This window comes from Nocardioides sp. WS12, from assembly GCF_014108865.1.
Lineage (GTDB): Bacteria > Actinomycetota > Actinomycetes > Propionibacteriales > Nocardioidaceae > Nocardioides.
In genome coordinates, this window is sequence record NZ_CP053928.1 from 3,686,935 (window position 1) to 3,708,289 (window position 21,355).

Below are 21,355 nucleotides of genomic sequence, written 5' to 3' on the forward strand. Positions count from 1 at the left end.
CGAGGACACCACCATGGAACTCACCACCGTCTGGTTCATCCTCATCGCCGTCCTGTGGATCGGCTACTTCACCCTGGAGGGCTTCGACTTCGGCGTCGGCATGCTGATGCCGATCCTCGCGCGCAACGACACCGAACGACGAGTCATGATCAACACCATCGGCCCCGTCTGGGACGGCAACGAGGTCTGGCTCCTGGTCGCTGGCGGCGCCACCTTCGCGGCCTTCCCGGAGTGGTACGCCACGTTGTTCAGCGGGTTCTACCTGCCGCTGCTGCTGATCCTGATCGCGTTGATCGTCCGCGGGCTCGCCTTCGAGTACCGCGCGAAGCGGGACGACGATCGCTGGCGCGCGCGCTGGGACCTGGCCATCATCATCGGCTCCTTCGTGCCGTCCCTGCTGTGGGGCGTGGCGTTCGCGAACATCCTGCGCGGCGTCCCGATCGACGCCGACCTCGAGTACGTCGGCGGGTTCTTCAACCTGCTGAACCCCTATGCCCTGCTGGGCGGTCTGACCATGCTCGGGTTGTTCGTCACGCACGGCGCCCTGTTCATCGCTCTCAAGACCGACGGCGAGATCCGGCACCGCGCACGGCGCCTCGCCGTGCCGAGCGTGGCCGTGACGGCTGTGCTCGCCCTGGTCTTCCTGGGCTGGACCCAGCAGCAGACCGGCACCGTCAGTTCCGCCGTCGCTTACGCAGCGGCCGCGGTCGGCCTGGTCGGCGCGGGCCTCTTCGCTCACGCCGGCCGGGAGGGTTGGGCATTCACCAGCACCTTCCTCGCCATCGCGCTGGCGGTGGGCGGCCTGTTCCTGGCCCTGTTCCCGGACGTGATGCCCACGACCATGTCCGGCGGCACGAGCCTGACGACGACCAACGCCGCCGCGACGTCGTACACGCTCGGGATCATGACGGTGGTGGCCGTCATCTTCACGCCCGTCGTGCTGGCCTACCAGGGCTGGACCTATTGGGTCTTCCGCAAGCGGATCGCCGTGCACCACATCCCGACGGCCGCACCGGCCCCTGCGCCCTCTGGCCGATGAAGCCGTCCGACCCGCGGGTGCGCCGTTTCCTTGCACCGGCCCGCAGCAGCCTGGCGGGCGTGGTGTCCGCCGGCGTCGTGGGCGGCGCACTGGTCATCGCCCAGGCATGGGTGGTCACCGGCCTGATCATCGCGGTGCTCCACGACGACCCGCTGACGGGGTGGGCGATCGCCGTGGCGGCCGTCCTCACACTGCGGGGACTCAACGGTGCGGTGAGCGACATCTGCGCCGCCCGGGCCGCGTCCGTGGTCGGCACCGTGCTCCGCCACCGACTGGTCCGGGCCGCGCTCGCCCGTCCCGGCGGGAGCACCGACGAACCGGCCAGCGGCGAGGTGGCCGTCCTGGCGACACGCGGCGTCGCTGCGGCGGAGCCCTACCTCACGCGGTACGTTCCTGCCCTCGTCGTTGCGGCCGTGCTGCCGCCCCTGACGGTGGTGGCCCTGGCCACCCAGGACCTGCTGAGTGCCCTGATCGTCGTGTGCACCCTGCCGCTCGTTCCGGTGTTCGGCGCGCTCGTCGGCCTCGCCACGCGGGACCGTGCCGAGGAGCAGTGGCGCGCGATGGCCTCCTTGTCCGGCCACTTCCTCGACGTCGTCCGCGGCCTGCCGACGCTCGTCGCTCACCGCCGGGCACACGCCCAGTCGACCCGGATCGCCGAGGTGACTGATCGCTACCGTCGGGCGTCCCTACGGACCCTCCGGATCGCGTTCGCCTCCTCAGCCGTTCTCGAACTGGTTGCCACGCTGTCCGTCGCCCTGGTGGCGGTGACCGTCGGCGTTCGTCTCGCGTCCGGCTCCCTCGACCTGCACACCGCCCTCGTCGTCCTGCTCCTGACCCCGGAGGCGTTCTGGCCGTTGCGCCGCGTCGGTGCCGAGTTCCATGCGGCGGCCGAAGGTGCGACCACCTTTGCCGCGGCCCATGACCTGCTCGATGCGGCCGCCGATCCGGCTGTGGACCAAGCGGCACCTACCGGCGCGCCGCTCCTGCTGGACCACGTCACCGTCACCTTCCCGGGCCGCACGACGCCGGCGGTCCACGAGATCAGCGCCCTCATTCCCGCGCGGGGCGTGACCGCCCTGACCGGCCCTTCGGGCTGCGGGAAGTCAACCTTGCTGGCCGCGATCGCCGGCCTGCTCCCGGTCACCGACGGAGTCGTCGCGTCGGGGGGCCGGACCGTCGGCGGACCGGCGTGGCAGGCCCAGATCGCCTGGCTTCCCCAGCAGCCGCGCTTCGTCACCGGGAGCGTCGCCGACAACCTCAGACTGGTGCGATCGGACGCGTCCGACGCGGACCTGTGGGCGGCCCTGCGGGAGGTCGCCCTCGAGGTCCGTGTGCATGAACTCCCCTCCGGCCTCGAGACTCCACTGGGCGAGGACGGCACCAGCCTGTCGGCCGGCGAGCGCGCACGACTGGCCCTTGCGCGCGTGGTGCTGGCCGACCGGCCGTGGGTACTGCTGGACGAGCCGACCGCGCACCTCGACGACCTGACCGAACAGGTCATCGCCGACACGATCGTCGCCCTGGGCCGACGGAGCAGCGTGCTGGTCGTGGCCCACCGGCCCCGTCTGGTCGACCTCGCCGACCACGAGATCCGTCTCCCGGCGCCCCAGCCGTCGGTTGCTCTCGCGGCGGCTCCGCCTGCCGCGGTGGCGACACCAGTGGTCGCCCCGGCTCCGGTCCAGCTCGAAGCGCCGGCGAGTGGCGACGAGCGACGGGCGTTCGCCGGTGCCACGGTGCTCGGCGCCCTCGCCTCCGCTTCGGGTGTGGCACTGACCGCCACCGCCGGTTGGCTCATCGTGCAGGCATCGAGCCGACCCGCCGTCCTGACCCTGCTCGTCGCGATCGTCGGCGTTCGTACGTTCGGTCTGGCCCGCCCCGTCCTCCGGTACGTCGAGCGGTTGCGCGGGCACGACGCCGCGCTGCGGTTGTTGGCACGTCGCCGGGTCGAGGTGTACGACGCCCTCGTGCCCCTCGTTCCGGCCATCCTCGGGCCGCGGCGTGGTGACCTGCTCAGCTCCATCGTCGACGACGTCGACAGCGTGGTGGACCGCCAGCTGCGGGTACGGATGCCGTTGGTGCAGTTCGTCCTCGTCGCCGGACTCACGACCACGGTCGCCGCGCTCTTCCACCCCGTGAGCGGTCTGGTCGTGGCGGCCTTGGCACTTCTCACCGGAGCCGCCCACCTGCTGGCCCGGAACGGGGCCCGACGGGCCGAACGCGAGCTCGTGGGCCTGCGCGCCGTGCTGTCACGGGAGGTCGTCGAGGCGGTCCAGATTGCCGACGAGATCCTGATGTGGCAGCGCACGGTGGACGTCGCCGACCGGATCGCGGGGACCAGCGCCCGGATGGGTTCGGTGTCGTCGACCGCGGCCGGCTGGTTGACCTCCGCGCGCGTCCTGGTCCTGGTGAGCTCGGGTGCCGCCACCGCTGCCATCGCGGCTGCGACCGCCGCCGACACCGCCGCGGGCCGCCTCTCCGGCCCGGTCATGGCGCTGCTCGTGCTGCTCCCACTCGCGCTGGTCGACGTCGCGCTCCCCTGCACCGACGCGGGCGTCCTCGCTGCCCGCACCGCCTCGGCCGATGCGCGCCTGAGGGCCCTCGAGCACACGCCCCCAGCGGTGGCCGACATCCCGGGGCGGGCCATCCCGATCGGCGACGTCGTGACCGTGCGCGACGTCAGCTCCCGATGGCGGCTGCAGGGCCCGATGACGGCCCCGGTCTCCTTCGACCTGGCCCCGGGCGACCGGGTTGCGGTCGTCGGCCCGTCCGGGTCAGGCAAGAGCACGCTGGCCGCGGTCCTGATGCGGTTCCTCGATCCCGTGACCGGAGAGGCGCGGCTCGGCGGTGCCCTGATGACCTACGTCGCCCCTGACGTCGTACGACGACAGGTCGGTCTGGTCGACGACCACCCCCACGTGTTCGCGACAACCCTGCTCGAGAACGTCCGGCTGGCCCGGCCAACGGCGACGGACCGGGAGGTCGAGGCGGTCCTTCGGCGGGCTCGTCTCGGCCCCTGGCTGGACACCTTGCCCGAGGGCGTCCACACCTGGCTGGGCGACGGCCACGCGGCCGTCTCCGGTGGGGAGCGCGCCCGGATCGGGATCGCCCGGTCCCTGTTGGCCGACCAACCCGTCCTGGTCCTCGACGAACCGACCGCCCACCTGGACCAGGCAACGGCCTCTGCGCTGGCGCGCGAGGTCCTCACGGGTGACCGGTCCAGGTCGGTGCTGTGGATCACCCACGGCGGCCCGGGCCTGGACCTTGTCGACCGCACCATCGCGCTGGCCCCGGCGGTCCCTCCGGGGGCCAAAAGTCCTATGAGTTCAGGGGCCACGGCCCGTGTCGTTCCGAGCCGCACAGCCACAGGCTGGTCTCATGAAGACCACGATCAATCCACACACCGTCGTCGTCGCGACGGACGGTTCGGACGACGCACACCGCGCCGTTCAGTGGGCCGCTGAACAGGCCTACCTCGAGCGGCGGCCGTTGACCGTCGTCACGGCAGTGGGCACGGCCGGAGTCCCCGCGATCACCTGGGCCGGCGTGGGCGCGGGGTACGCCTACCAACCCCACGAGATGGCCGAGCACGGTCAGGCCATTGCCGACGAGGCGGTGGCGATCGCGCACCACCTCCGGCCGGCGCTCCAGGTCGAGACCAGGGTGCTCCACGGTGACCCGCGCCAGGCGCTCGTCGACATCTCCGGCCACGCCCATCTGATGGTCATCGGTTCGCGCGGCCGAGGGGCGTTCCGTAGCAAGGTCTTGGGCTCGGTCAGCGCTGCGGTCAGCCGGGACGCCGATTGTCCGGTGATCGTGTGTCGCCCCCCGCGCCACGAAGCTGAGCTCGGTGTCCTCGTGGGTGCCGACGGGACGGCGGAATCGGTGCCCATCATCGAGTTCGCGTTCCTCCAGGCCTCCCTGCGCGACCTGCCGCTGACGGTGGTGCACTGCGTCTGGGACGAGATCGCGGCGGTCCACGGCGTCGCACCGGCGGCACCCGGCGAGTCCGGGCTCGAAGAGCAGCGCCTGCTCCTCGCCGAGAGCGTTGCGGGCATGTCCGCCAAGTTCCCGGAGGTGACCGTCCACCTCCGCCTCGCGCACGGCCTCGCCGAGGACTGCCTGACGACTCGAAGCGGCGACTGGAACCTGATCGTGGTCGGCCGACACCCCGTCGACACGCTCTTCCAGCTGTTCACCGGCTCGATCGCGACTGCCGTCGTCGAACGAGCCCACACCACCGTGGTCGTCGTACCCCAGTCCGAACCCGCACTCGAGCGTTGAGAGAGGTCGAGAGATGAACCGTCTCCAGCACCCCGGCAGCATCGTCGTCGCCGCCGATGGCTCCAAGCATGCAGACAGAGCCGTCGTCTGGGCGGCCGAGCAGGCCCACCTCGAACGGAGGAGCCTGGTGGTCGTGACCGTCGACGGGCACAACCACAGGGTCAATCAGGACGCCGTGCGACTGGCCTCCGACACAGCACCCGGCATCGACGTCGTGGGGCTGACCGCAGCCGGCGACCCCCGCTCGGTCCTGGTCGAGCTGTCCCACGACGCCCACCTCCTCGTCCTGGGGTCGCGCGGCCGCGGCGCCGTTCAGAGCATGCTGCTCGGCTCGGTCAGCGCCACCGTCAGCCGGCTGTCCTGGTGCCCGGTGATCGTGTGCCGACCGCAGGCGGAAGGTCACCGTGGACGCGGTGTGCTGGTCGGCGCCGACGGCACCCCCGAATCCCGGGCTGTCATCGAGTTCGCCTTCGCCCAGGCCGCCATGCGCGACATGGTGTTGACGGTCGTCCACTGCATCTGGGACGTGGTCGCAGCCGTGTCCGGCGACCGGAACGTCTCCCTGGAAGGGGTCGACCTCGGCACCGGCGACGACCCGCACCGCCTGCTGGCGGAATCGATCGCAGGCTTCGGCGAGAAGTACCCCGACGTCCCCGTCTCAATTCGCGTCACGCATGGACTGGTCGACGACGTCCTCAGTGGGCGCACCGCTGCGTGGGACCTGGTCGTCGTCGGACGGCACCCGGTCGACACCGTGACGCGTCTCGTGACGGGATCGATCGCGACCGCCGTGGTCGAGCGAGCCGACACCGTCGTCGGTGTGGTCCCGGAGCCCCGGGGCGGACAGCTCCCGTGAACACCGGAGCGGACCGCAGTGCCCTGGTGGTCTACGAGTCGATGTTCGACAACACCGCACGCGTCGCCGAGGCGATCGCCCGCGGTCTGGAGCGTGCCGGTTTCGAGGCCCATGCGGTTCCCGTCACCTCGCTCGCGGCCACCGGTCCGATCAACGTCGACCTCCTGGTGGCCGGAGCGCCCACCCACGCCTTCACCCTGAGCCGCGCGCAGAGCCGGCAGGACGCTGTCCACCAGGGCGCACCGGCATCCAGGGCCACGATCGGGCTCCGTGACTGGATCGTGAGCGCGACCCCCGAGCGGTTCGGAACCGATCGACTGGTCATCTTCGACACCCGGGTTGCCCGGGTACGCCGCCTGCCCCTCGCCGCTGGCGTCACGGCCGCACGACTGCTGCGACGACACGGGTTCCGCATGTTGCGCAAGCCCGTCGCCTTCCTGGTCGACCGGACCCGCGGCCCGTTGGCCGAGGGCGAACTGGCCCGCGCCGAGCGCTGGGGTCAGATGATGGGCGCCGCCTGCCGCGACGACCTCGCGGCCGCACCGGCCTGATGACGACCTAGCGCCAGACCCATTCCCGGACCTCGGGAATGTCCTCCCCGTGCTCGCGGGTCCATGCTCGGGCCCGCCTCCGGGTCTCCACCATCGACGCACGCACGTCCGCCGCCCGCTCCGCCAGTCCGGGAACCCGATCGATCACATCCATCACCAGGTGATAGCGATCGAGGTCGTTCATCATCACCATGTCGAACGGCGTGGTGGTGGTGCCCTCCTCAAGGTATCCGCGGACGTGGATGTTCTCGTGGTTGGTACGGCGATAGGTCAGCCGGTGGATCAGCGTCGGGTACCCGTGGTGCGCGAACACGACCGGACGGTCGACCGTGAAGAGTTCGTCGAAGGCCGGATCAGACAAGCCGTGGGGGTGTTCGCGCTCGTCCTGGAGTCGCATCAGGTCCACGACATTGACGAAGCGGACCGCAAGGTCGGGCAGGTGCTCACGCAGCAACGATGCTGCCGCCAACGCTTCGAGAGTCGGTACGTCGCCGGCACACGCGAGCACGACATCCGGCTCACCGCCGGAGGACACCCAGTCCCAGATCCCGACCCCGCGGGCGCAGTGCCGCTCCGCCTGCTCGGCATCCAGCCAGTCGAAGGAAGGCTGTTTGCCGGCCACGACCACGTTGACGTAGTGGCTGCTCGCGAAGCAGTGCTGCATCGTGGCGAGCAGGGTGTTCGTGTCCGGCGGCAGGTACACCCGCACCACTTCGGCCTTCTTGTTGACCACGTGGTCGATGAAGCCGGGGTCCTGGTGCGAGAAACCGTTGTGGTCCTGTCGCCACACGTGGGAGGTGAGCAGGTAGTTCAGCGACGAGATCGGCGGACGCCACCCGATCCCGCGGGTCGTCGTGAGCCACTTGGCGTGCTGGTTGAGCATCGAGTCGACGATGTGGATGAACGCCTCGTAGCAGCTGAACAACCCGTGTCGCCCGGTCAGGAGGTAGCCCTCGAGCCAGCCCTGACAGGTGTGTTCGGAGAGGATCTCCATCACGCGACCGCTGTGCGCAAGGTGCTCGTCGGAATCGAGGATCTCACCCTGGAAGACCTTGTCGGTCACGTCGTACACCGCGTCGAGCCGGTTGGACGCCGTCTCGTCGGGGCCGACGACCCGGAAGTTGTCGACGTTGCGGCGCATGATCTCCGCGACGTACTGGCCCAGCACGCGGGTGGGCTCGTGGATCGACGCCCCCGGAGCACTGACGGCGACCGCGGAGGTCGAGAAGTGCGGCAGTTCCAGCGGCCGGCGCAGCAGGCCGCCGTTGGCATGCGGGTTCGCGCTGGTACGTCGGGCCCCCTGGGGCGCGAGCGCCCGGAGATGCGCGACCGGCCGTCCCTCGGCGTCGAAGAGTTCCTCGGGGCGGTAGGAACGCATCCAGTCCTCGAGGATCGCGCGGTGTCCGGCGTCCTCGCGAGTGCCGGCGAGCGGCACCTGGTGGGCACGCCACGTGCCCTCGACCTGTTTGCCGTCCACGATGCCCGGGCCGGTCCACCCCTTCGGCGTCACCATCAGGATCATCGGCCACGGTCGTCGTACGACGTCACCGTGCTCGCGGGCCGCACGCTGGATCTCGCGGATCCGGTCATGCGCGGTGTCCATGGCTGCGGCCATCTGACGGTGGACGTCGGCCGGGTCGTCACCCTCGACCGTCAGCACCTCGTGCCCGTAGCCACGCAGCAGGTCGTGCAGCTCGGTGCGCGGAATCCGCGCCACCACGGAGGGATTGGCGATCTTGTAGCCGTTCAGGTGCAGCACCGGCAGGACGGCGCCGTCCTGCACCGGGTCCACGAACTTGGTGCTGTGCCACGACGCCGCGAGCGGCCCGGTCTCGAACTCTCCGTCGCCGACCACCGCCACCGCCACCAGGTCGGGGTTGTCGAGGACGGCACCGTACGCATGCGAGAGCACGTAGCCGAGTTCGCCACCCTCGTGGATCGATCCGGGCGTCTCCGGAGCCACATGGCTGGGAATGCCTCCCGGGAACGAGAACTGGTGGAAGAGACGGCGCATGCCCTCCTCGTCGTGGCTCACCCGCGGGTACACCTCGGAGTAGGTGCCCTCCAGCCACGCGTTTGCGACGGCGGCCGGACCACCGTGACCCGGGCCGGCGAGGACGATCGCGTTGACGTCGCGTTCGCGAATGATCCGGTTCAGGTGGGCCCAGACCAGGTTGAGCCCAGGTGTCGTCCCCCAGTGCCCGAGCAGGCGTGGCTTGATGTCCGTCGGCTCCAGCGGGCGACGGAGCAGGGCGTTGTCGAGCAGGTAGATCTGTCCGACGCTCAGATAGTTGGCCGCGCGCCACCAGGCGTCGAGGTCGAACACCTGCTTCTCGCTCAGGTTCGTCATGGGACCTCCAGGTCACGCATCACCTACCTTCTTACACGGTTGGCTTGCACGGTGGGTGAGCCCCGGGGTCAGACAGCGACGCCGACCAGCGAGACACCGAGCACGAACAGGGTCGCCAGGGCACTGGTCAGCATCAACGGCCCACTGCCCCGGACGAGCGAGCCGAGCCGGACGCTCGCGCCCATGCCGAACAGCGCGGCACCGAGCGCACCGATCTGGATCTGGGCGATCGGTCCCAGCATCATTTCCGGCACCAGGCCGAGGGTGCGCAGCACCGCACAGGCCACGAAGCCGATGACGAACAGCGGCACGAGGGGCGGTCGTCGTACTCCGCCAACGGGAGACGGTGCGTCCGGACGGAACCGGCGACCGGCGCTGACCGCGGCCACGACCGGCGCCAGCAGGAGCACCCGCGTCAACTTCACGACGACGGCCACGGCCAGTGCCGCGGCGCCGGCGGGGCTCGCTGCAGCGACGACCTGACCGACTTCCTGGACGCTGGCGCCCGCCCAGATCCCGAAGTCACGATCCGAGAGGCCGAGGGGAGCCTGCAGCGCTGGCAGCGCGATCATCGCGACGGTGCCCCACAGGGTGACCATCGCGATGGCGGCCGTGACGTCCTCGTCGTCGGCATCCGCGGTCCGCTCCATCGCGGCGATCGCGGACGCGCCGCAGATCGCGAACCCGGCGCCCAGCACCAGGCTTCGTGAGTGCCCGACGCCCATCCGGCGGGCGAGCCAGATGGTGAAGAGCAGGGTGGCGACCAGCGTCCCGGCCGTCAGCGCGACCACGGGGACGCCGAGCGCGACCACCGAAGCCAGCGAGATCGAGAACCCGAGCAGCACCACCCCGACACGCAACAAGCGGCGGGTGGTCCAGCCCAGGCACGCGGTGCTCGATGCCGGCAGCAGGCCGGTGTTCGCGGCCACCACGCCGAGCCCGACCGCCCAGGTCAGCACGCCGACGCTCGGGACCAGGGCGTGGCCCACGAAAGCACCGGCCAGCCCCAGACCGAGGGCGAGCACTGCGGACAGATCTGCAGAGCCACGCGGGCGCGACGGGCTGCCCGCCTCGGCTTCCGGGGCGGGTACGACGACGGCGGTCACCGCTTCGAGGTCATCGTCGTGCGGGTGGCGCGCCAGGCCATGAAGGCCGTGGTGAAGCCGTACCAGGAGCCGGGCGACGTCACGACGCCACCTCCACTGCGCCGTACGAGCCCAGCTCCATGGCCTGCTCGACGAGCCGCGCGAGCAGTTCCTCACCGCGCGGCCATGGGCCGAAGCCGCAGGCCGGGTTGAGGTGACCGACGGGGCCGAGCACCTCGACCTCACTCCCCCAGGCCAGCGCCAGCGCGAGCACCCGCTGTGGATCAGCGAGGTCGTCGGTCGTACTGACCGCAACGATGCTCGGGAAGGGCAGCAGGCGGACCGGGACGGGCGTCCAGCCCTGCTCGCCGAGCAGATCGAGCGACGGGTACTCCGCGCCCAACGGCGACACCAGGTCCGGCGGCGTCGCGAGCAGCGCACCGACCACGCGCCGGGCGGCCGCCGCGTTGCGGCGCGCCCAGTGCACGGTGGTGATCACGCCGGCGCTGTGCGCGACGAGGACGACGGGACCGGCGACCGAGCGCACCACGGCGTCCAGCGCTGCGACCCGCTCGTCGAGGTCGATGTGCTCGCGACCGAGGAGCGGAACGGTCACGTTCGGCTCGCCACGGTCATCGAGCCGGTGCCCGAGCCAGGTCTGCCAGTGGGTCGCCACCGGGCCGCGCAGGCCGGCGACGAGAACGACGGTCGGTCGCGCGCTCATCGCTCGACCTCCACCTTCCGCTGCCCACGGGCGAGGCTCGCCGGGTAGCAGGACCGGCCGGCCCACAGCAGAACGATGGTGAGGGCACAGACGAACGGCAGCGTCTGGAACGCCGTCGCGAGACCGTAGCGATCGGCGAGGACGCCCATCACGAACGGTCCGGCCGCCAGGCCGAGCAGGTTGTTGGCCAGGGTGAGCGTCCCGAAGGCGGTGGCCCTGAGCGGCTCGGGCGTCAGGTTCGCGACCATCGCACCAGCCGGCCCCGCCGTACCAGCGCAGAAGAACGCACCGACGCCGATCAGCACCAACTGCCAGGCCCCCGGTGACTGGCTGAAGGCCAGTCCGAGCGCGACGAGCGTGATCGCCGCGTAGACGATGGAAGTGGTCCACTTCCGGACCGGCACAGCGGCACAGAGCCGGTCGGTCAGGACCCCGCAGAGGATCATCCCGGCACCCATCAGCAGGAAGAATCCGGCGGCCGACACGGCAGCGCGATCCACCTCCAGCCCGTAGGCCCGGTGCAGGTAACTGGGCAGCCATCCGTAGAGCGAGCCGGCCACGAACAGCTGGACCCCGCTGCCGGCGTACGCCAGCAGGACGGCCGGCGTGGCGAACAACGTCGACAGCTTCGGGCGGTACGACGACACGGTGGCCGGATCGACGTCGACCCGGTGCGCAGCGAGCTTCTCCTCCGAGACGAGCAGCCGGTAGAAGGCAACGAGCACGAAGCCGATGACGGCCATCGCGACGAACGAGGCGCGCCAGCCCATCCGCTCGGCCAGCAGGCCGCCGATCGCGACGCCGAAGACCGCACCGAACACGCCGCCGGCCATGAAGGCACCGGTCAGAGCGGCCCGACGACTGGCCGGGAACACCGCCAGGACGACCGCGAGTCCGACGCTGCCGAAGGCTGCCTCGCCGACGCCGAGGAGCAGGCGAGCCAGCATCAACTGTCCGTAGCTGGACGCGATGGCACAGCCCAGGGTGGCCAGGCTCCAGACCGTGCCCATCGCGAGGATCGCCCGCACCCGGCCGAACCGGTCACCCAGAATGGACAGCGGTACGGCGAGCACGCCGACCGCCAGTGCGACGACGCCGGTGAGGCTGCCCAGTTGCGTGTCGGTCAGCCCCCACTCGGACTTGAGCAGCGGGAAGATCGCGGACAGCACCTGCCGCGACATGTAGTCGCTGAGCAGGAGTCCGAAGGTCAGCGCGAAGACGACCCACGGAAAGGCCCGTGACGTCAGGGTGGGGCGCGGAGGGTCCGAGGACACCTCGGAGGACAGCATCGTGCTTGCACCCTCGTCGATGTGCAGTGTCATGGCAATGGCTCCTGAGTCGTTCGGATCGCTGGGCGGATGCTCAGGAGTGGAAGGTGAAGCCGACCTGGCCGGGCTTGCGGTTGGGCGCGTAGCCGAGCTTGGCCAGCGTCTCGTCGGCGGAGCCGTAGGTCTCGCCGAGCTTGTACATCTCGCGCGCGTCCTTGCCGGTGGCGACCGGGCGGTCCAGCTCGTTGGCGATGCGCACCAACTGCTCGATCTGCTGGACCGACGTCATCTTTTCGCGGCGACGCCCCCAGATCGTGTCCTCGTTGCCGACCCGCGTGTGCAGGCCGAGCGCGATCGCCATAGTGCTGACAGGGAGCACGCTGCGCATCAGCGTCTCGAGCGTGAGGTTCGCGCCGTCCGGCACGCGGCGGATGAACTCCATCATGTTGGCCGGGTTGGGGCCGTCGAAGCCACCACCGATGCCGACCCACGTGACGTTGAGCGGACCCTTGTAGACGCCGCGCCGGATCAGCCGCTCGACGGTCTCGAGCTGGGCGGTGTTCGCGAGCTGGAAGTGCGGCTGGATGCCGTTGGCGGTGAGTCGACGCAGGTGCTCGGCGACCCACTCGGGCCCGGCCGGCACGACCATCTCCTGGTAGGCCTTGACGAGTTCGGGACGCGCCAGCGACGTACCGCGGGTGTCGTCGTCGGTCATCAACTCCATGATGTTCATCTGGTTCGTGTTGATGGCGATGGTGACCTGGTCGGGGGCCGGGTCGAGGTTCGCCAGCAGGTGCCGCGCCTCGTCCTCGAGCCACTTGGCCTCGCCCTCGCCCTCGGGAGCGAACGAGATCGATCCACCGACCTGCAGGATCATCTCCGGAACGGCCACACGCAGCCGGGCCAGCAGTTCGTTGAACTGCGAGAGCCGCTTGGAGCCCTTGCCGTCGAGTTCACGGACGTGGATGTGCAGCACCGTGGCTCCGGCGTTCCAGCAGTCCACGGCCTGCTGCACGTGCTGGTCCATGGTGAGCGGCAGGTCCTCGGGGAAGTCCGCGGGCTCCCATTCGGGTCCGTACGGCGCCGCCGTGATGATCAGCTTTTCCTGGTTCTCGGGGAACAGGGAGTCGTCGTGGAAGTACATGTCGGTTCTCCTGACAGTGGGATGAGGGTGGTGGGGAGGCGGCAGGTCAGAAGGGCCGGTCGCCGACGATGCCGGCGCGGTCCATCTTGCGAACGGCCGGCCAGTAGTCCTGGACGGCGTAGTGCTGGGTCGAGCGGTTGTCCCAGATCGCCACGCTGTTGGCGGTCCAGCGCCAGCGGACGGCGTACTCGGGCACCGACGCCTGGCGGATCAGGTAGTTGAGGAGTTCGCTGGCGCCCGGGCTGTAGTCGTGGCCGAAGCGCACCCGCTCGGCGTTGTGGAAGTTCACGAAGTGGGTGGTGAAGGCGTTGACGAAGAGCACCTGCTCCCCCGTTTCCGGGTGGGTGCGGACGACCGGGTGCTCGGCGTCGGGGAAGCGCTCCTTGAGCGCCAGGCGCTGCTCGGCCGGCATGGCAGCGCCGAACGTCGACTCGATGCTGTGGCTCGCCTGCAGATCGGCGATCTGGTCCTTGACGTGCTGGGGCAGGCGCTCGTACGCCTCGACCATGTTGACCCAGATCGTGTCGCCGCCGACCTCGGGCGTCTCGACGCAACGGAGCACCGAACCCATCGGGGGGCACTCGCGCCAGGTCGCGTCGCAGTGGAAGGCGTTCTCGTACTGCTCGGCCGGGCTGTCCAGGTCCTTGTAGATCTGGACCAGCCCCGGATGCTCGGGGTCGCTGCCCGCGACGGGGTGGTCCTCGAGCGGTCCGAACCGCTCCGCGAGCGCGACGTGTTCGGCGCGGGTCAGGTCCTGGTCCCGGAAGAACAGCACCTTGTAGCGCAGCAGGAGGGTCTGGATCTCGGCGAACAGGTCCGCGTCCCGCGATGCCTCGGCGAGGCTGACATGGGTCAGCTCCGCGCCGATGCTGGCCGTCAGCGGCAGCACGGCGATCGATCCGTGCTGAACGCGGCCGACGGTCGCCTTGGTGTCAGCGGTGATGGTCATGGCGATGTCCTCTCGACGTGCTCGACGGTGGGTCAGTTCTCGAGGCTGAAGACCGAGGAGCCGACGCTGCGGCCCGTCTCCAGCTCTGCGTGGGCGTGCGCGGCATCCTCGAGGGAGTAGCGCTGGTTGATCTCGACCTTGATCCGGCCGGAGCCGACGAGGTCGAAGAGCTCGGCGGCCAGTTCGGCGCGCTCGGCCGGGTCGACGATGTAGTCGGCGAGGGCAGGTCGCGTCACGAAGAGCGAGCCCTTGATCGCCAGTTGCAGGGCGTCGATCGGCGGGATCGGGCCGGACGCCGTGCCGAAGCAGACGAGCAGGCCGCGACGCGCGAGGGAGTCCAGGGACTGTTCGTACGTGCGCTCACCGATGCTGTCGAAGACGACCGGTACGCCAACGCCGTTGGTGATCTCGCGAACCCGGGAGGCCACGTCCTCGCGGGTGTAGACGATCGTGTGGGTGCAGCCGTGTGCCCGGGCGATCTCTGCCTTCTCGTCGGTCGAGACCGAACCGATGACGTTGATCCCGAGCTCGCGAGCCCACTGGCTGAAGATCTGGCCGACACCACCCGCAGCGGCGTGCAGCAGGACGGTGTCGCCGGCCTTCAGGCCCGGCGCGATCCGACGGAGCAGGTACGCCGACGTGAGCCCGCGCATCGTCATCGCAGCCGCGGTGTCGAAGTCGATGTTGTCGGGGAGCTTGATCAGCGCCACCGTGTCCATCACCCGCGCGGTGCTGTAGGCGCCCAGGGGGCTGCCCGTGTAGGTCACCCGATCGCCCACGGCGAAGTCGGTGACGCCGGCACCGACGGCTTCGATGACTCCTGCCGCTTCGACGCCCATGCCGTTCGGCAGCGGTGCCGGGTAGTAGCCGGTCCGGAAGTACGTGTCCGCGAAGTTGAGGCCGACCGCGTGGTGCCGGATGCGGATCTCGCCGGGGCCCGGCTCGCCGACTTCGAGCTCCTCCCAGCGGAGAACCTCCGGTCCACCGGTTTCATGGAAGCGGATGCCCTTGGCCATCGCTCTGCCCTCTTTCGCTACGTGCCGGGCCTGGTGCCCGTCTGGTGTGATGCAGGCAACGCTAGGCACCATTTCAGGTCAGCGCTTTACGGATTGGGACAGATCTCTTATCTTTTCGGGACACCAACGAGAGGCCCGTCACATGCAGCTGGCTGAGGTGCGCGCCGCTTCGCTCCACGGGTACGTCGATCTGGCGACCTCGCTCGGCGTCGATGCGCCGCAACTGGTGGCCGATGCCGGGCTCGACATCGCCGCCCTTGCGACCGCGGACACGTGGATCCCGGCCCTCGGCGTCACGCGGTTGCTGGCCCTCACGGCCGAGCAGACCGGGCGCAGCGACGTCGGTCTGCTGCTTTCCGAGCGCCGCCGCCTGTCGACGCTCGGTCCCCTCAGCGTGGTGCTCCGGGAGGAGCCAGACGTGCGCTCGGCCGTCGGCCTGCTGCTCCGCTACGAACGCAGCTACAACGAGGCGCTCCATCTCGAACTGGCCGAGTCGAGCGGCCTCGCGACCATCCGGCTACGCCTGGAGATCGGGCAACCCGCCCCCGTCGAGCAGGCACTGGACCTCGCGACCGCCACCCTGATCGGCATCCTGCGCACCTTCCTCGGGGTCGACTGGCAGCCGCTGTCGGTCTGCTTCCGCCACGCCGCACCCGCGGACCTCGGCACGCACGAGCGGCTGTTCGGAGACCGATGCACCTTCGACCACGGCTTCGACGGGATCGTGCTGCCCTCGGCCGATCTCGACCGACCGAACGCCGAATCGGACCCGGCCCTGCGTCCCTATGCCCAGCAGATCCTCGGCTCCTTGCGGCCCGGCCGGCCACAGACCACCGCCGACCAGGTCCGCGAACGACTGGAGTTGCTGCTGCCCATGGGGCGCGCCTCGGTCGACCAGGTCGCCCGCACCCTCGGCGTCGACCGACGCACGCTGCACCGCCACCTCGCCGCGCACGACGAGACCTTCACCTCGATGCTCCACCTCACCCGCGGCCGGCTCGCGGAGCGCTATCTCGCCAGCTCGCGCTACAGCCTCACCGAGATCTCGCAACGCCTCGGGTTCGCCGCACCCAGCGCCTTCTCCCGCTGGTTCCGCCAGCAGTACGACGCGTCGCCACGCGACTGGCAACAGCACCAGCGACAGGGCTGACAGCCGGACGGCGTCAGAGGTACATCCCGTCGCCGGCGGCCGGCTCGGCGGACGGGTCCTTGGCCCCTTCGGACTGAGCAGGTTCCACGGTCAGCTGGCCGCCGAACTTCTCCACCAGTTGCTGGGCGAAGAAGTTGCTGGCCTCCATCACGTCGGTCAGGGACGCCTCGAGGGTGCCCTTGTTGAGCGCGAGGCCGGTGACCGCGTCCTCGAAGACGACGGCCTTCTCGGTCCAGTAGACCCGGGCGTGCAGCAACCGCTGGTTGATGTCGTTGAGGAAGTCGAGCAGTTCCGGCGTCTTCTCGACCTCGGTGACCGTGATCGACCAGACCCGCACCGCGGGCCGGTCGTCCGGACCCACGACGCGCACCGTGTAGGCACAGTCCTTGTAGCGGAACGGAAACCCGCCCTGGTCGTCGCGGGTCAGGGACTCGTTGCCCGTGAACTCCTCCAGCAGGCGCTCGACGTACGCGTCGACCATGTCGCGGCTCATGCAGCGACCCTACCGACTTCGCGGTTCACCAAGGGGACGGCTTGTAGTCCTTCACGAAGCAGCCGAACATGTCCTCGCCGGCCTCGCCCCGCACGATCGGGTCGTAGACCCGCGCGGCACCATCCACCAGGTCGAGCGGCGCGTGCCAGCCCTCGGCGGCGATCCGCAGCTTCTCCTGGTGGGGGCGCTCGTCGGTGATCCAGCCGGTGTCGACGGCCGTCATCAGGATCTGGTCGGTCTCGAACATCTCCCCCGCGCTGGTGCGGGTCATCATGTTCAGCGCCGCCTTGGCCATGTTGGTGTGCGGGTGGCCGGGACCCTTGTAACGGCGGGAGAACTGGCCCTCCATCGCCGACACGTTCACGACGTAGGCCCGACGGGCACCCGCGGCCACCGCCGCACGCATCGAGGGCCGAAGACGCGACACCAGCAGGAACGGCGCGATCGAGTTGCAGAACTGCACCTCGAGCAACTCCAGCGGGTCGACCTCGTCGACGACCTGGGTCCAGGAGTTGTTGGTCTGGGTGTCCGGTAGCAGGCCACCTGCGTCGACCGCGGTACCGGCGAGGTGCCGTTCGAGAGAAGCGTGTCCGGCCGACAGGGCCAGCGAGGTCATCGCGGCCGCGGAGGTCGCCCGCTGGTCGAGCCTGTCGAGACCATCGTTCACGCCGTCGTGGTGCGGCAGCGGATGCGCCGCCAGAGCTCCAGCAATGGCCGCGGGGTGCGCCTCGGAGATCCGGTCGAAGGTGACCATCTCCGGCAACTCGCGGCCCAACGGCGCCTGGACCGGGGCGAGTTCGCCCTCGACCAGGTGGGAGTAGGAGCCCGGCGACCGTCGTACCGTCTGGCAGGCGTTGTTGATCAGGATGTCCAGCGGGCCATCGGCCGCGACGTCCTCGGTCAGGGCGATCACCTGGGTGGGGTCGCGCAGGTCGATGCCCACGACCTTCAGCCGGTGCAGCCAGTCGTCCGCGTCCTCCATCGAGGCAAACCGTCGTACGGCGTCCTTCGGGAACCGGGTCGTGATCGTGGTGTGCGCACCGTCGCGGAGCAGGCGCAGCGCGATGTACATGCCGATCTTCGCCCGCCCACCGGTCAGCAGCGCGCGCTTGCCGGTGAGGTCGGCGCGCTGGTCGCGCTTGGCGTGACTCATCGCCGCGCACTCGGGGCACAGCCAGTGGTAGAACGCGTCGACCAGGGTGAAGTCCTGCTTGCAGATGTAGCAGCCGCGGGCCTTCAGCAACTCGCCGGCGAACGCACCCTTCGCGGTCGAGACCAGCGGGATACCGGCGGTCTCGTCGTCGATCCGCATCGCTGAACCGGTCGCGGTGGCCTCGATGACGGCCCGATCCGCAGCCGCCTCGGCCTCCCGCTTCAGCAGGCGACGGGTCTGCTTGAGGGCCTTGTACATGTGCGACGCCGCGCGCTTGACCGTCGTCACGTCCTCGTGCTCCGGCGGCAACTGGTGAAGTTGCTTGAGCACCTTGACAGTGATGGCGAGTTCGTCGGGGTCGATCCGTTCCACCGGCGAATCGTACGGTCCGGGCTGTCTCAGCCCATCATCTCGGCGCCCGTGCGCACTGCGTCCCGGATCCGGGAGTAGGTCCCGCACCGGCACACGTTCCGGATCGCGTCGAGGTCGTCCTCGGTGATCGCTCGGCCCTCCTCCCGCACCTTGTTGACCAGGGCCACCGCGGTCATGATCTGGCCCGGCTGGCAGTAGCCGCACTGCGCGACGTCGTGCTCCAGCCAGGCCTCCTGCATCGGGTGCAGGCCGTCGCCGTCCGCCGTGTCGGCCAGGCCCTCGATCGTGGTGATCTCGTCGTCCGGCCCGATCGCGTCGACCGGCACCGAACACGGGTTGAACGCCTTGCCGTTGATGTGCGAGGTGCAGGCCTTGCACACGTTGATGCCGCAGCCGTACTTCGGACCGGTAACACCGAGGATGTCGCGCAGTACCCAGAGGATGCGGACGTCGTCCTCGACGTCGACCGTCACGGTCTCGCCGTTGAGCTGGAAGGTGTGGGTGGGCATCAGGACCTCAGAACGTGTGGGAGAGGCCGTCGGTCGGCGACTGCGGGACGGAGGGGACGAAGGACTTCGGCTCGAAGTGGAGAGGCGCCCCGAAGTTGATGGGGAACTCGGTCGGCATCTTCCCGGTGGCCCGGGCGTACGCACAGGCGACGGCAGCCATCGACGCGGCGACACCGGCCTCACCCACCCCACCGGGCTCCTTGCTCTCGGACTCGAGGACCTCGCACTGGAAGTCGAACGGGGTGTTCCACTGGCGCGTGTACGCCGAGTTGTCCCAGCTCGCTTCCAGGAAATGTCCGTCGACGAGATGGTTGCTGTACGTCAGGGTCTGCGCCATGCCGTCCATGAAGCCGCCCATCATCTGGGCCTTGATGCCGGCGGGATTGATGACGACACCCGCGTCGATCACGACGATCGCCTTCGTGATGCGGGGCCCGGTGACGGCGTCCCTGACCTTGCGGTTGACGGTCTCCGGTCGACAGTCGATCTCGACCAGCACAGCGGTCGCGCCCTTGTACTCCTTGTGGATCGCGATCCCCTGAGCCGTGCCCGCCGGCATCGCCTTGCCCCAGTTGCCCAGTTCCGCGGCCCGATTCAGCACCCTCTTCACGACGCGGCTCTTGAGATGTGTACGGCGGAAGGCGACCGGGTCCTGCTTGAGCCGCGCCGCGAGCTGGTCGACCATCAGCTCGTTCGCCGTAGCGACGTCGGGCGAGTAGATGTTGCGCACCGAACTGGTGTTGAACCGGTCGGGCGCCGGCTTGGGCTCGTTGAGCAACTGGGTGATGACACCGAAGTTGTAGGGCAACTCCTGGGTCAGCAGGAACACCGTCTCGGAGAACCCGAGGTTGCCCAGCCCGGTCGGCAGCGCCGCCACCTCCGCAGTGATCCGCTCGCCGAGGCCGTGCCGGAAATCGGTGGGCACCGCGGTGTGCCGCTGCTCGAAGCTGATCACGCTCCCCGCCAGCACCGTCGCGCGGATCCGGGAGACCGCCATCGGGTGCACCCGGCCCTGGCGCGGTTCGTCGGCGCGGTGCCACATCAACTTCACCGGCGCACCGAATGCCTTCGATGCCCGCGCGGCCTCGATCGCGGCGTCGCTGAACAGCTTCCGACCGAAGGAACCGCCGCCCTGGACGACGTTGACGGTGACCTTGCGTTGGGGCAGGGCCAACTCCTTGGCGATCAGGCCCTGTGCGGTGATCGGCGACTTGAGCCCGGCCCAGATGGTCGCGGAGTCGGCGCGGACATCGGCGATGGCGCAGTTCGGCTCGAGCGCCGAGCCACTACGGAAGTGGAAGACGAAGTCGCCGTCGAGCGACGCCGCACCAATCTTGGGCACCACCAGCGGCAGCTGAGCGGCCCGCAACTCCTTGAGGATGTCGGCGGACGACTTGCCGGCGACCGGGCCGGCGCTCCACTCCACGTCGAGAGCCCGGATGGCATCGATGCACTGGCCGAACGTCTGTGCGCGGACCGCGACGCCGGTCGCGATGATCGCGACATGCGTGACGCCGGGCATCGCGACGACGTCAGCCTGGTTGCGGATCGACTTCGCGGTGCCGTTGAGGTCAGGAGCGCGGCAGACCATCGTCGGCAACGCGTCCGGTACGTCGAGGTCCATCGCGAACTGCTTGCGGCCGGTCACGGCGTCCAGCGCGTCGATGCGCCCCTGCGGCGTGCCGACCAGGGTTCGCGCGCCGGCAGTCTTGAGCCGGACCCGGACCTGCTTGGTCGTCGGCGACGCAGCACTCGTGGCCACCTCGCCGTAGGTCACCGAGCCACCGCCGGGTGCCGTGATCACGCCGGCCTTGGTGACCAGCGTCGTCGCCAGCGCGCCGAGCTGGATCGCGGCTGCCTCGACGAGCGCCTTGCGTGCGACGGCGGCCGCCACCCGGACGGGGGTGTACATCGAGATGATCGTGTTCGATCCACCGGTGAGCTGGTTGAACAAGAGCTCCGGCCGGGCCGGAGCGAGCGTGACGTGCACCCGTTCGATCGGCAGGTCGAGCTCCTCGGCGATCAGCATGGCGATGGCCGTGGTGATGCCCTGGCCGACCTCCATCCTCGGCAGGGCGAAGTGCGCGTCGCCGTTCTCGTCGACGTGGATCGCGATCAGGTTGGACGTCGGCAGGGTGCAGTGCACCAGGAAGTCGTTGAGGTCGTAGACCTCCGGGATCTGCGGCAGCGACGGGATGGGAATCGCGCTCGCTGGACTTGCTCCGAGCGTCAGATCGGCCATCACCATCAGGCTGGTGCCACCGACGACGTACCCGACGAATGAGCGTCGGCTCAACTTCGCGGCAGGCTCCCGCGCTTCTTCATTCCCCATGATGTCCCCCGAGATGTGACGACCATCACTGCAACACGACCGACAACGATTGGTCAACGGTCCAGCCAGATCGTGCGGGAAAA

General features: G+C 69.7%; 17 protein-coding genes. 6 read left to right on the top strand and 11 right to left on the bottom strand.

The genetic code is table 11. The annotated features are described in order from the left end of the window. Positions 1-13 precede the first annotated feature (13 nt). From cydB to HRC28_RS17895, 5 genes are read left to right on the top strand one after another with little or no spacing between them, the layout of a single operon-like run. Positions 14-1,039: a cytochrome d ubiquinol oxidase subunit II gene (cydB, locus tag HRC28_RS17875; protein WP_182376793.1), complete on the top strand. Its 1,026-nt coding sequence runs from the start codon at positions 14-16 to the stop codon at positions 1,037-1,039. Then, positions 1,036-4,500 carry a thiol reductant ABC exporter subunit CydD gene (gene cydD, locus HRC28_RS17880; protein ID WP_182376794.1) on the top strand — a complete coding sequence of 1,155 codons (3,465 nt, stop codon included), beginning with the start codon at positions 1,036-1,038 and terminating at the stop codon, positions 4,498-4,500. Before cydB ends, cydD begins: the two co-directional genes overlap by 4 nt. Then, on the top strand, positions 4,415-5,320 hold the full coding sequence (locus HRC28_RS17885) for a universal stress protein (RefSeq protein WP_182376795.1): 906 nt from the start codon (positions 4,415-4,417) through the stop codon (positions 5,318-5,320). The genes cydD and HRC28_RS17885 overlap by 86 nt, the downstream gene beginning before the upstream one ends. Before the next feature lie 13 nt (positions 5,321-5,333). Beyond that, positions 5,334-6,176, top strand: a complete 843-nt coding sequence (locus HRC28_RS17890; protein ID WP_182376796.1) for a universal stress protein — start codon at positions 5,334-5,336, stop codon at positions 6,174-6,176. Next, positions 6,173-6,727, top strand: coding sequence for a flavodoxin family protein (locus HRC28_RS17895; RefSeq protein ID WP_182376797.1), 555 nt, complete (start codon positions 6,173-6,175; stop codon positions 6,725-6,727). Before HRC28_RS17890 ends, HRC28_RS17895 begins: the two co-directional genes overlap by 4 nt. A 7-nt stretch (positions 6,728-6,734) precedes the next feature. Here HRC28_RS17895 and HRC28_RS17900 read toward each other — a convergent pair whose 3' ends face one another. The 7 genes from HRC28_RS17900 to HRC28_RS17930 form a co-directional block, all read right to left on the bottom strand. After that, positions 6,735-9,077, bottom strand: a complete 2,343-nt coding sequence (locus HRC28_RS17900; protein WP_182376798.1) for a phosphoketolase family protein — start codon at positions 9,075-9,077, stop codon at positions 6,735-6,737. A gap of 68 nt (positions 9,078-9,145) precedes the next feature. Continuing rightward, positions 9,146-10,183: a putative sulfate exporter family transporter gene (locus tag HRC28_RS17905; protein ID WP_202033103.1), complete on the bottom strand. Its 1,038-nt coding sequence runs from the start codon at positions 10,181-10,183 to the stop codon at positions 9,146-9,148. Between the two features lie 79 nt (positions 10,184-10,262). Further along, entirely contained in the window at positions 10,263-10,886 is a 624-nt protein-coding gene (locus HRC28_RS17910) for an alpha/beta hydrolase (RefSeq protein WP_182376799.1), read from the bottom strand. Further along, positions 10,883-12,208: an MFS transporter gene (locus HRC28_RS17915; RefSeq protein ID WP_202033104.1), complete on the bottom strand. Its 1,326-nt coding sequence runs from the start codon at positions 12,206-12,208 to the stop codon at positions 10,883-10,885. The genes HRC28_RS17910 and HRC28_RS17915 overlap by 4 nt, the downstream gene beginning before the upstream one ends. Positions 12,209-12,248: 40 nt before the next feature. After that, positions 12,249-13,298, bottom strand: coding sequence for a 3-keto-5-aminohexanoate cleavage protein (locus tag HRC28_RS17920; protein ID WP_182376800.1), 1,050 nt, complete (start codon positions 13,296-13,298; stop codon positions 12,249-12,251). Positions 13,299-13,344: 46 nt separating this feature from the next. Then, positions 13,345-14,247 carry a TauD/TfdA family dioxygenase gene (locus tag HRC28_RS17925; RefSeq protein WP_182376801.1) on the bottom strand — a complete coding sequence of 301 codons (903 nt, stop codon included), beginning with the start codon at positions 14,245-14,247 and terminating at the stop codon, positions 13,345-13,347. Between the two features lie 32 nt (positions 14,248-14,279). Further along, the gene (locus tag HRC28_RS17930) at positions 14,280-15,263 is read right to left on the bottom strand and encodes a quinone oxidoreductase (protein ID WP_182376802.1); all 984 of its coding nucleotides are present in this window, start codon (positions 15,261-15,263) and stop codon (positions 14,280-14,282) included. Positions 15,264-15,405: 142 nt separating this feature from the next. On the opposite strand from HRC28_RS17930, the gene HRC28_RS17935 reads away from it, so the two are divergent. Continuing rightward, positions 15,406-16,413: an AraC family transcriptional regulator gene (locus tag HRC28_RS17935; protein WP_182376803.1), complete on the top strand. Its 1,008-nt coding sequence runs from the start codon at positions 15,406-15,408 to the stop codon at positions 16,411-16,413. A 13-nt stretch (positions 16,414-16,426) separates the two neighbouring features. On the opposite strand, the gene HRC28_RS17940 is transcribed toward HRC28_RS17935, so the two are convergent. From HRC28_RS17940 to HRC28_RS17955, 4 genes are read right to left on the bottom strand one after another with little or no spacing between them, the layout of a single operon-like run. Then, complete coding sequence (locus HRC28_RS17940; RefSeq protein ID WP_182376804.1) at positions 16,427-16,906, bottom strand: YbjN domain-containing protein; 480 nt, start codon at positions 16,904-16,906, stop codon at positions 16,427-16,429. Positions 16,907-16,931: 25 nt separating this feature from the next. Next, positions 16,932-18,431, bottom strand: coding sequence for an SDR family NAD(P)-dependent oxidoreductase (locus HRC28_RS17945; protein ID WP_202033105.1), 1,500 nt, complete (start codon positions 18,429-18,431; stop codon positions 16,932-16,934). A gap of 26 nt (positions 18,432-18,457) precedes the next feature. Next, the gene (locus tag HRC28_RS17950) at positions 18,458-18,940 is read right to left on the bottom strand and encodes a (2Fe-2S)-binding protein (protein WP_182376805.1); all 483 of its coding nucleotides are present in this window, start codon (positions 18,938-18,940) and stop codon (positions 18,458-18,460) included. 7 nt (positions 18,941-18,947) lie between these two features. Continuing rightward, complete coding sequence (locus tag HRC28_RS17955; protein ID WP_182376806.1) at positions 18,948-21,272, bottom strand: molybdopterin cofactor-binding domain-containing protein; 2,325 nt, start codon at positions 21,270-21,272, stop codon at positions 18,948-18,950. Positions 21,273-21,355: the final 83 nt, after the last annotated feature.

Excerpts from the sequence above, each read along its gene's own strand:
- HRC28_RS17915 (WP_202033104.1), bottom strand. The coding sequence starts at position 12,208 with ATGACACTGCACATCGACGAGGGTGCAAGCACGATGCTGTCCTCCGAG.
- HRC28_RS17900 (WP_182376798.1), bottom strand. The coding sequence starts at position 9,077 with ATGACGAACCTGAGCGAGAAGCAGGTGTTCGACCTCGACGCCTGGTGG.
- HRC28_RS17890 (WP_182376796.1), top strand. The coding sequence starts at position 5,334 with ATGAACCGTCTCCAGCACCCCGGCAGCATCGTCGTCGCCGCCGATGGC.
- HRC28_RS17930 (WP_182376802.1), bottom strand. The coding sequence starts at position 15,263 with ATGGCCAAGGGCATCCGCTTCCATGAAACCGGTGGACCGGAGGTTCTC.
- HRC28_RS17935 (WP_182376803.1), top strand. The coding sequence starts at position 15,406 with ATGCAGCTGGCTGAGGTGCGCGCCGCTTCGCTCCACGGGTACGTCGAT.
- HRC28_RS17910 (WP_182376799.1), bottom strand. The coding sequence starts at position 10,886 with ATGAGCGCGCGACCGACCGTCGTTCTCGTCGCCGGCCTGCGCGGCCCG.
- cydD (WP_182376794.1), top strand. The coding sequence starts at position 1,036 with ATGAAGCCGTCCGACCCGCGGGTGCGCCGTTTCCTTGCACCGGCCCGC.
- HRC28_RS17955 (WP_182376806.1), bottom strand. The coding sequence starts at position 21,272 with ATGGGGAATGAAGAAGCGCGGGAGCCTGCCGCGAAGTTGAGCCGACGC.
- HRC28_RS17950 (WP_182376805.1), bottom strand. The coding sequence starts at position 18,940 with ATGCCCACCCACACCTTCCAGCTCAACGGCGAGACCGTGACGGTCGAC.
- HRC28_RS17885 (WP_182376795.1), top strand. The coding sequence starts at position 4,415 with ATGAAGACCACGATCAATCCACACACCGTCGTCGTCGCGACGGACGGT.
- HRC28_RS17940 (WP_182376804.1), bottom strand. The coding sequence starts at position 16,906 with ATGAGCCGCGACATGGTCGACGCGTACGTCGAGCGCCTGCTGGAGGAG.
- HRC28_RS17920 (WP_182376800.1), bottom strand. The coding sequence starts at position 13,298 with ATGTACTTCCACGACGACTCCCTGTTCCCCGAGAACCAGGAAAAGCTG.
- cydB (WP_182376793.1), top strand. The coding sequence starts at position 14 with ATGGAACTCACCACCGTCTGGTTCATCCTCATCGCCGTCCTGTGGATC.
- HRC28_RS17925 (WP_182376801.1), bottom strand. The coding sequence starts at position 14,247 with ATGACCATCACCGCTGACACCAAGGCGACCGTCGGCCGCGTTCAGCAC.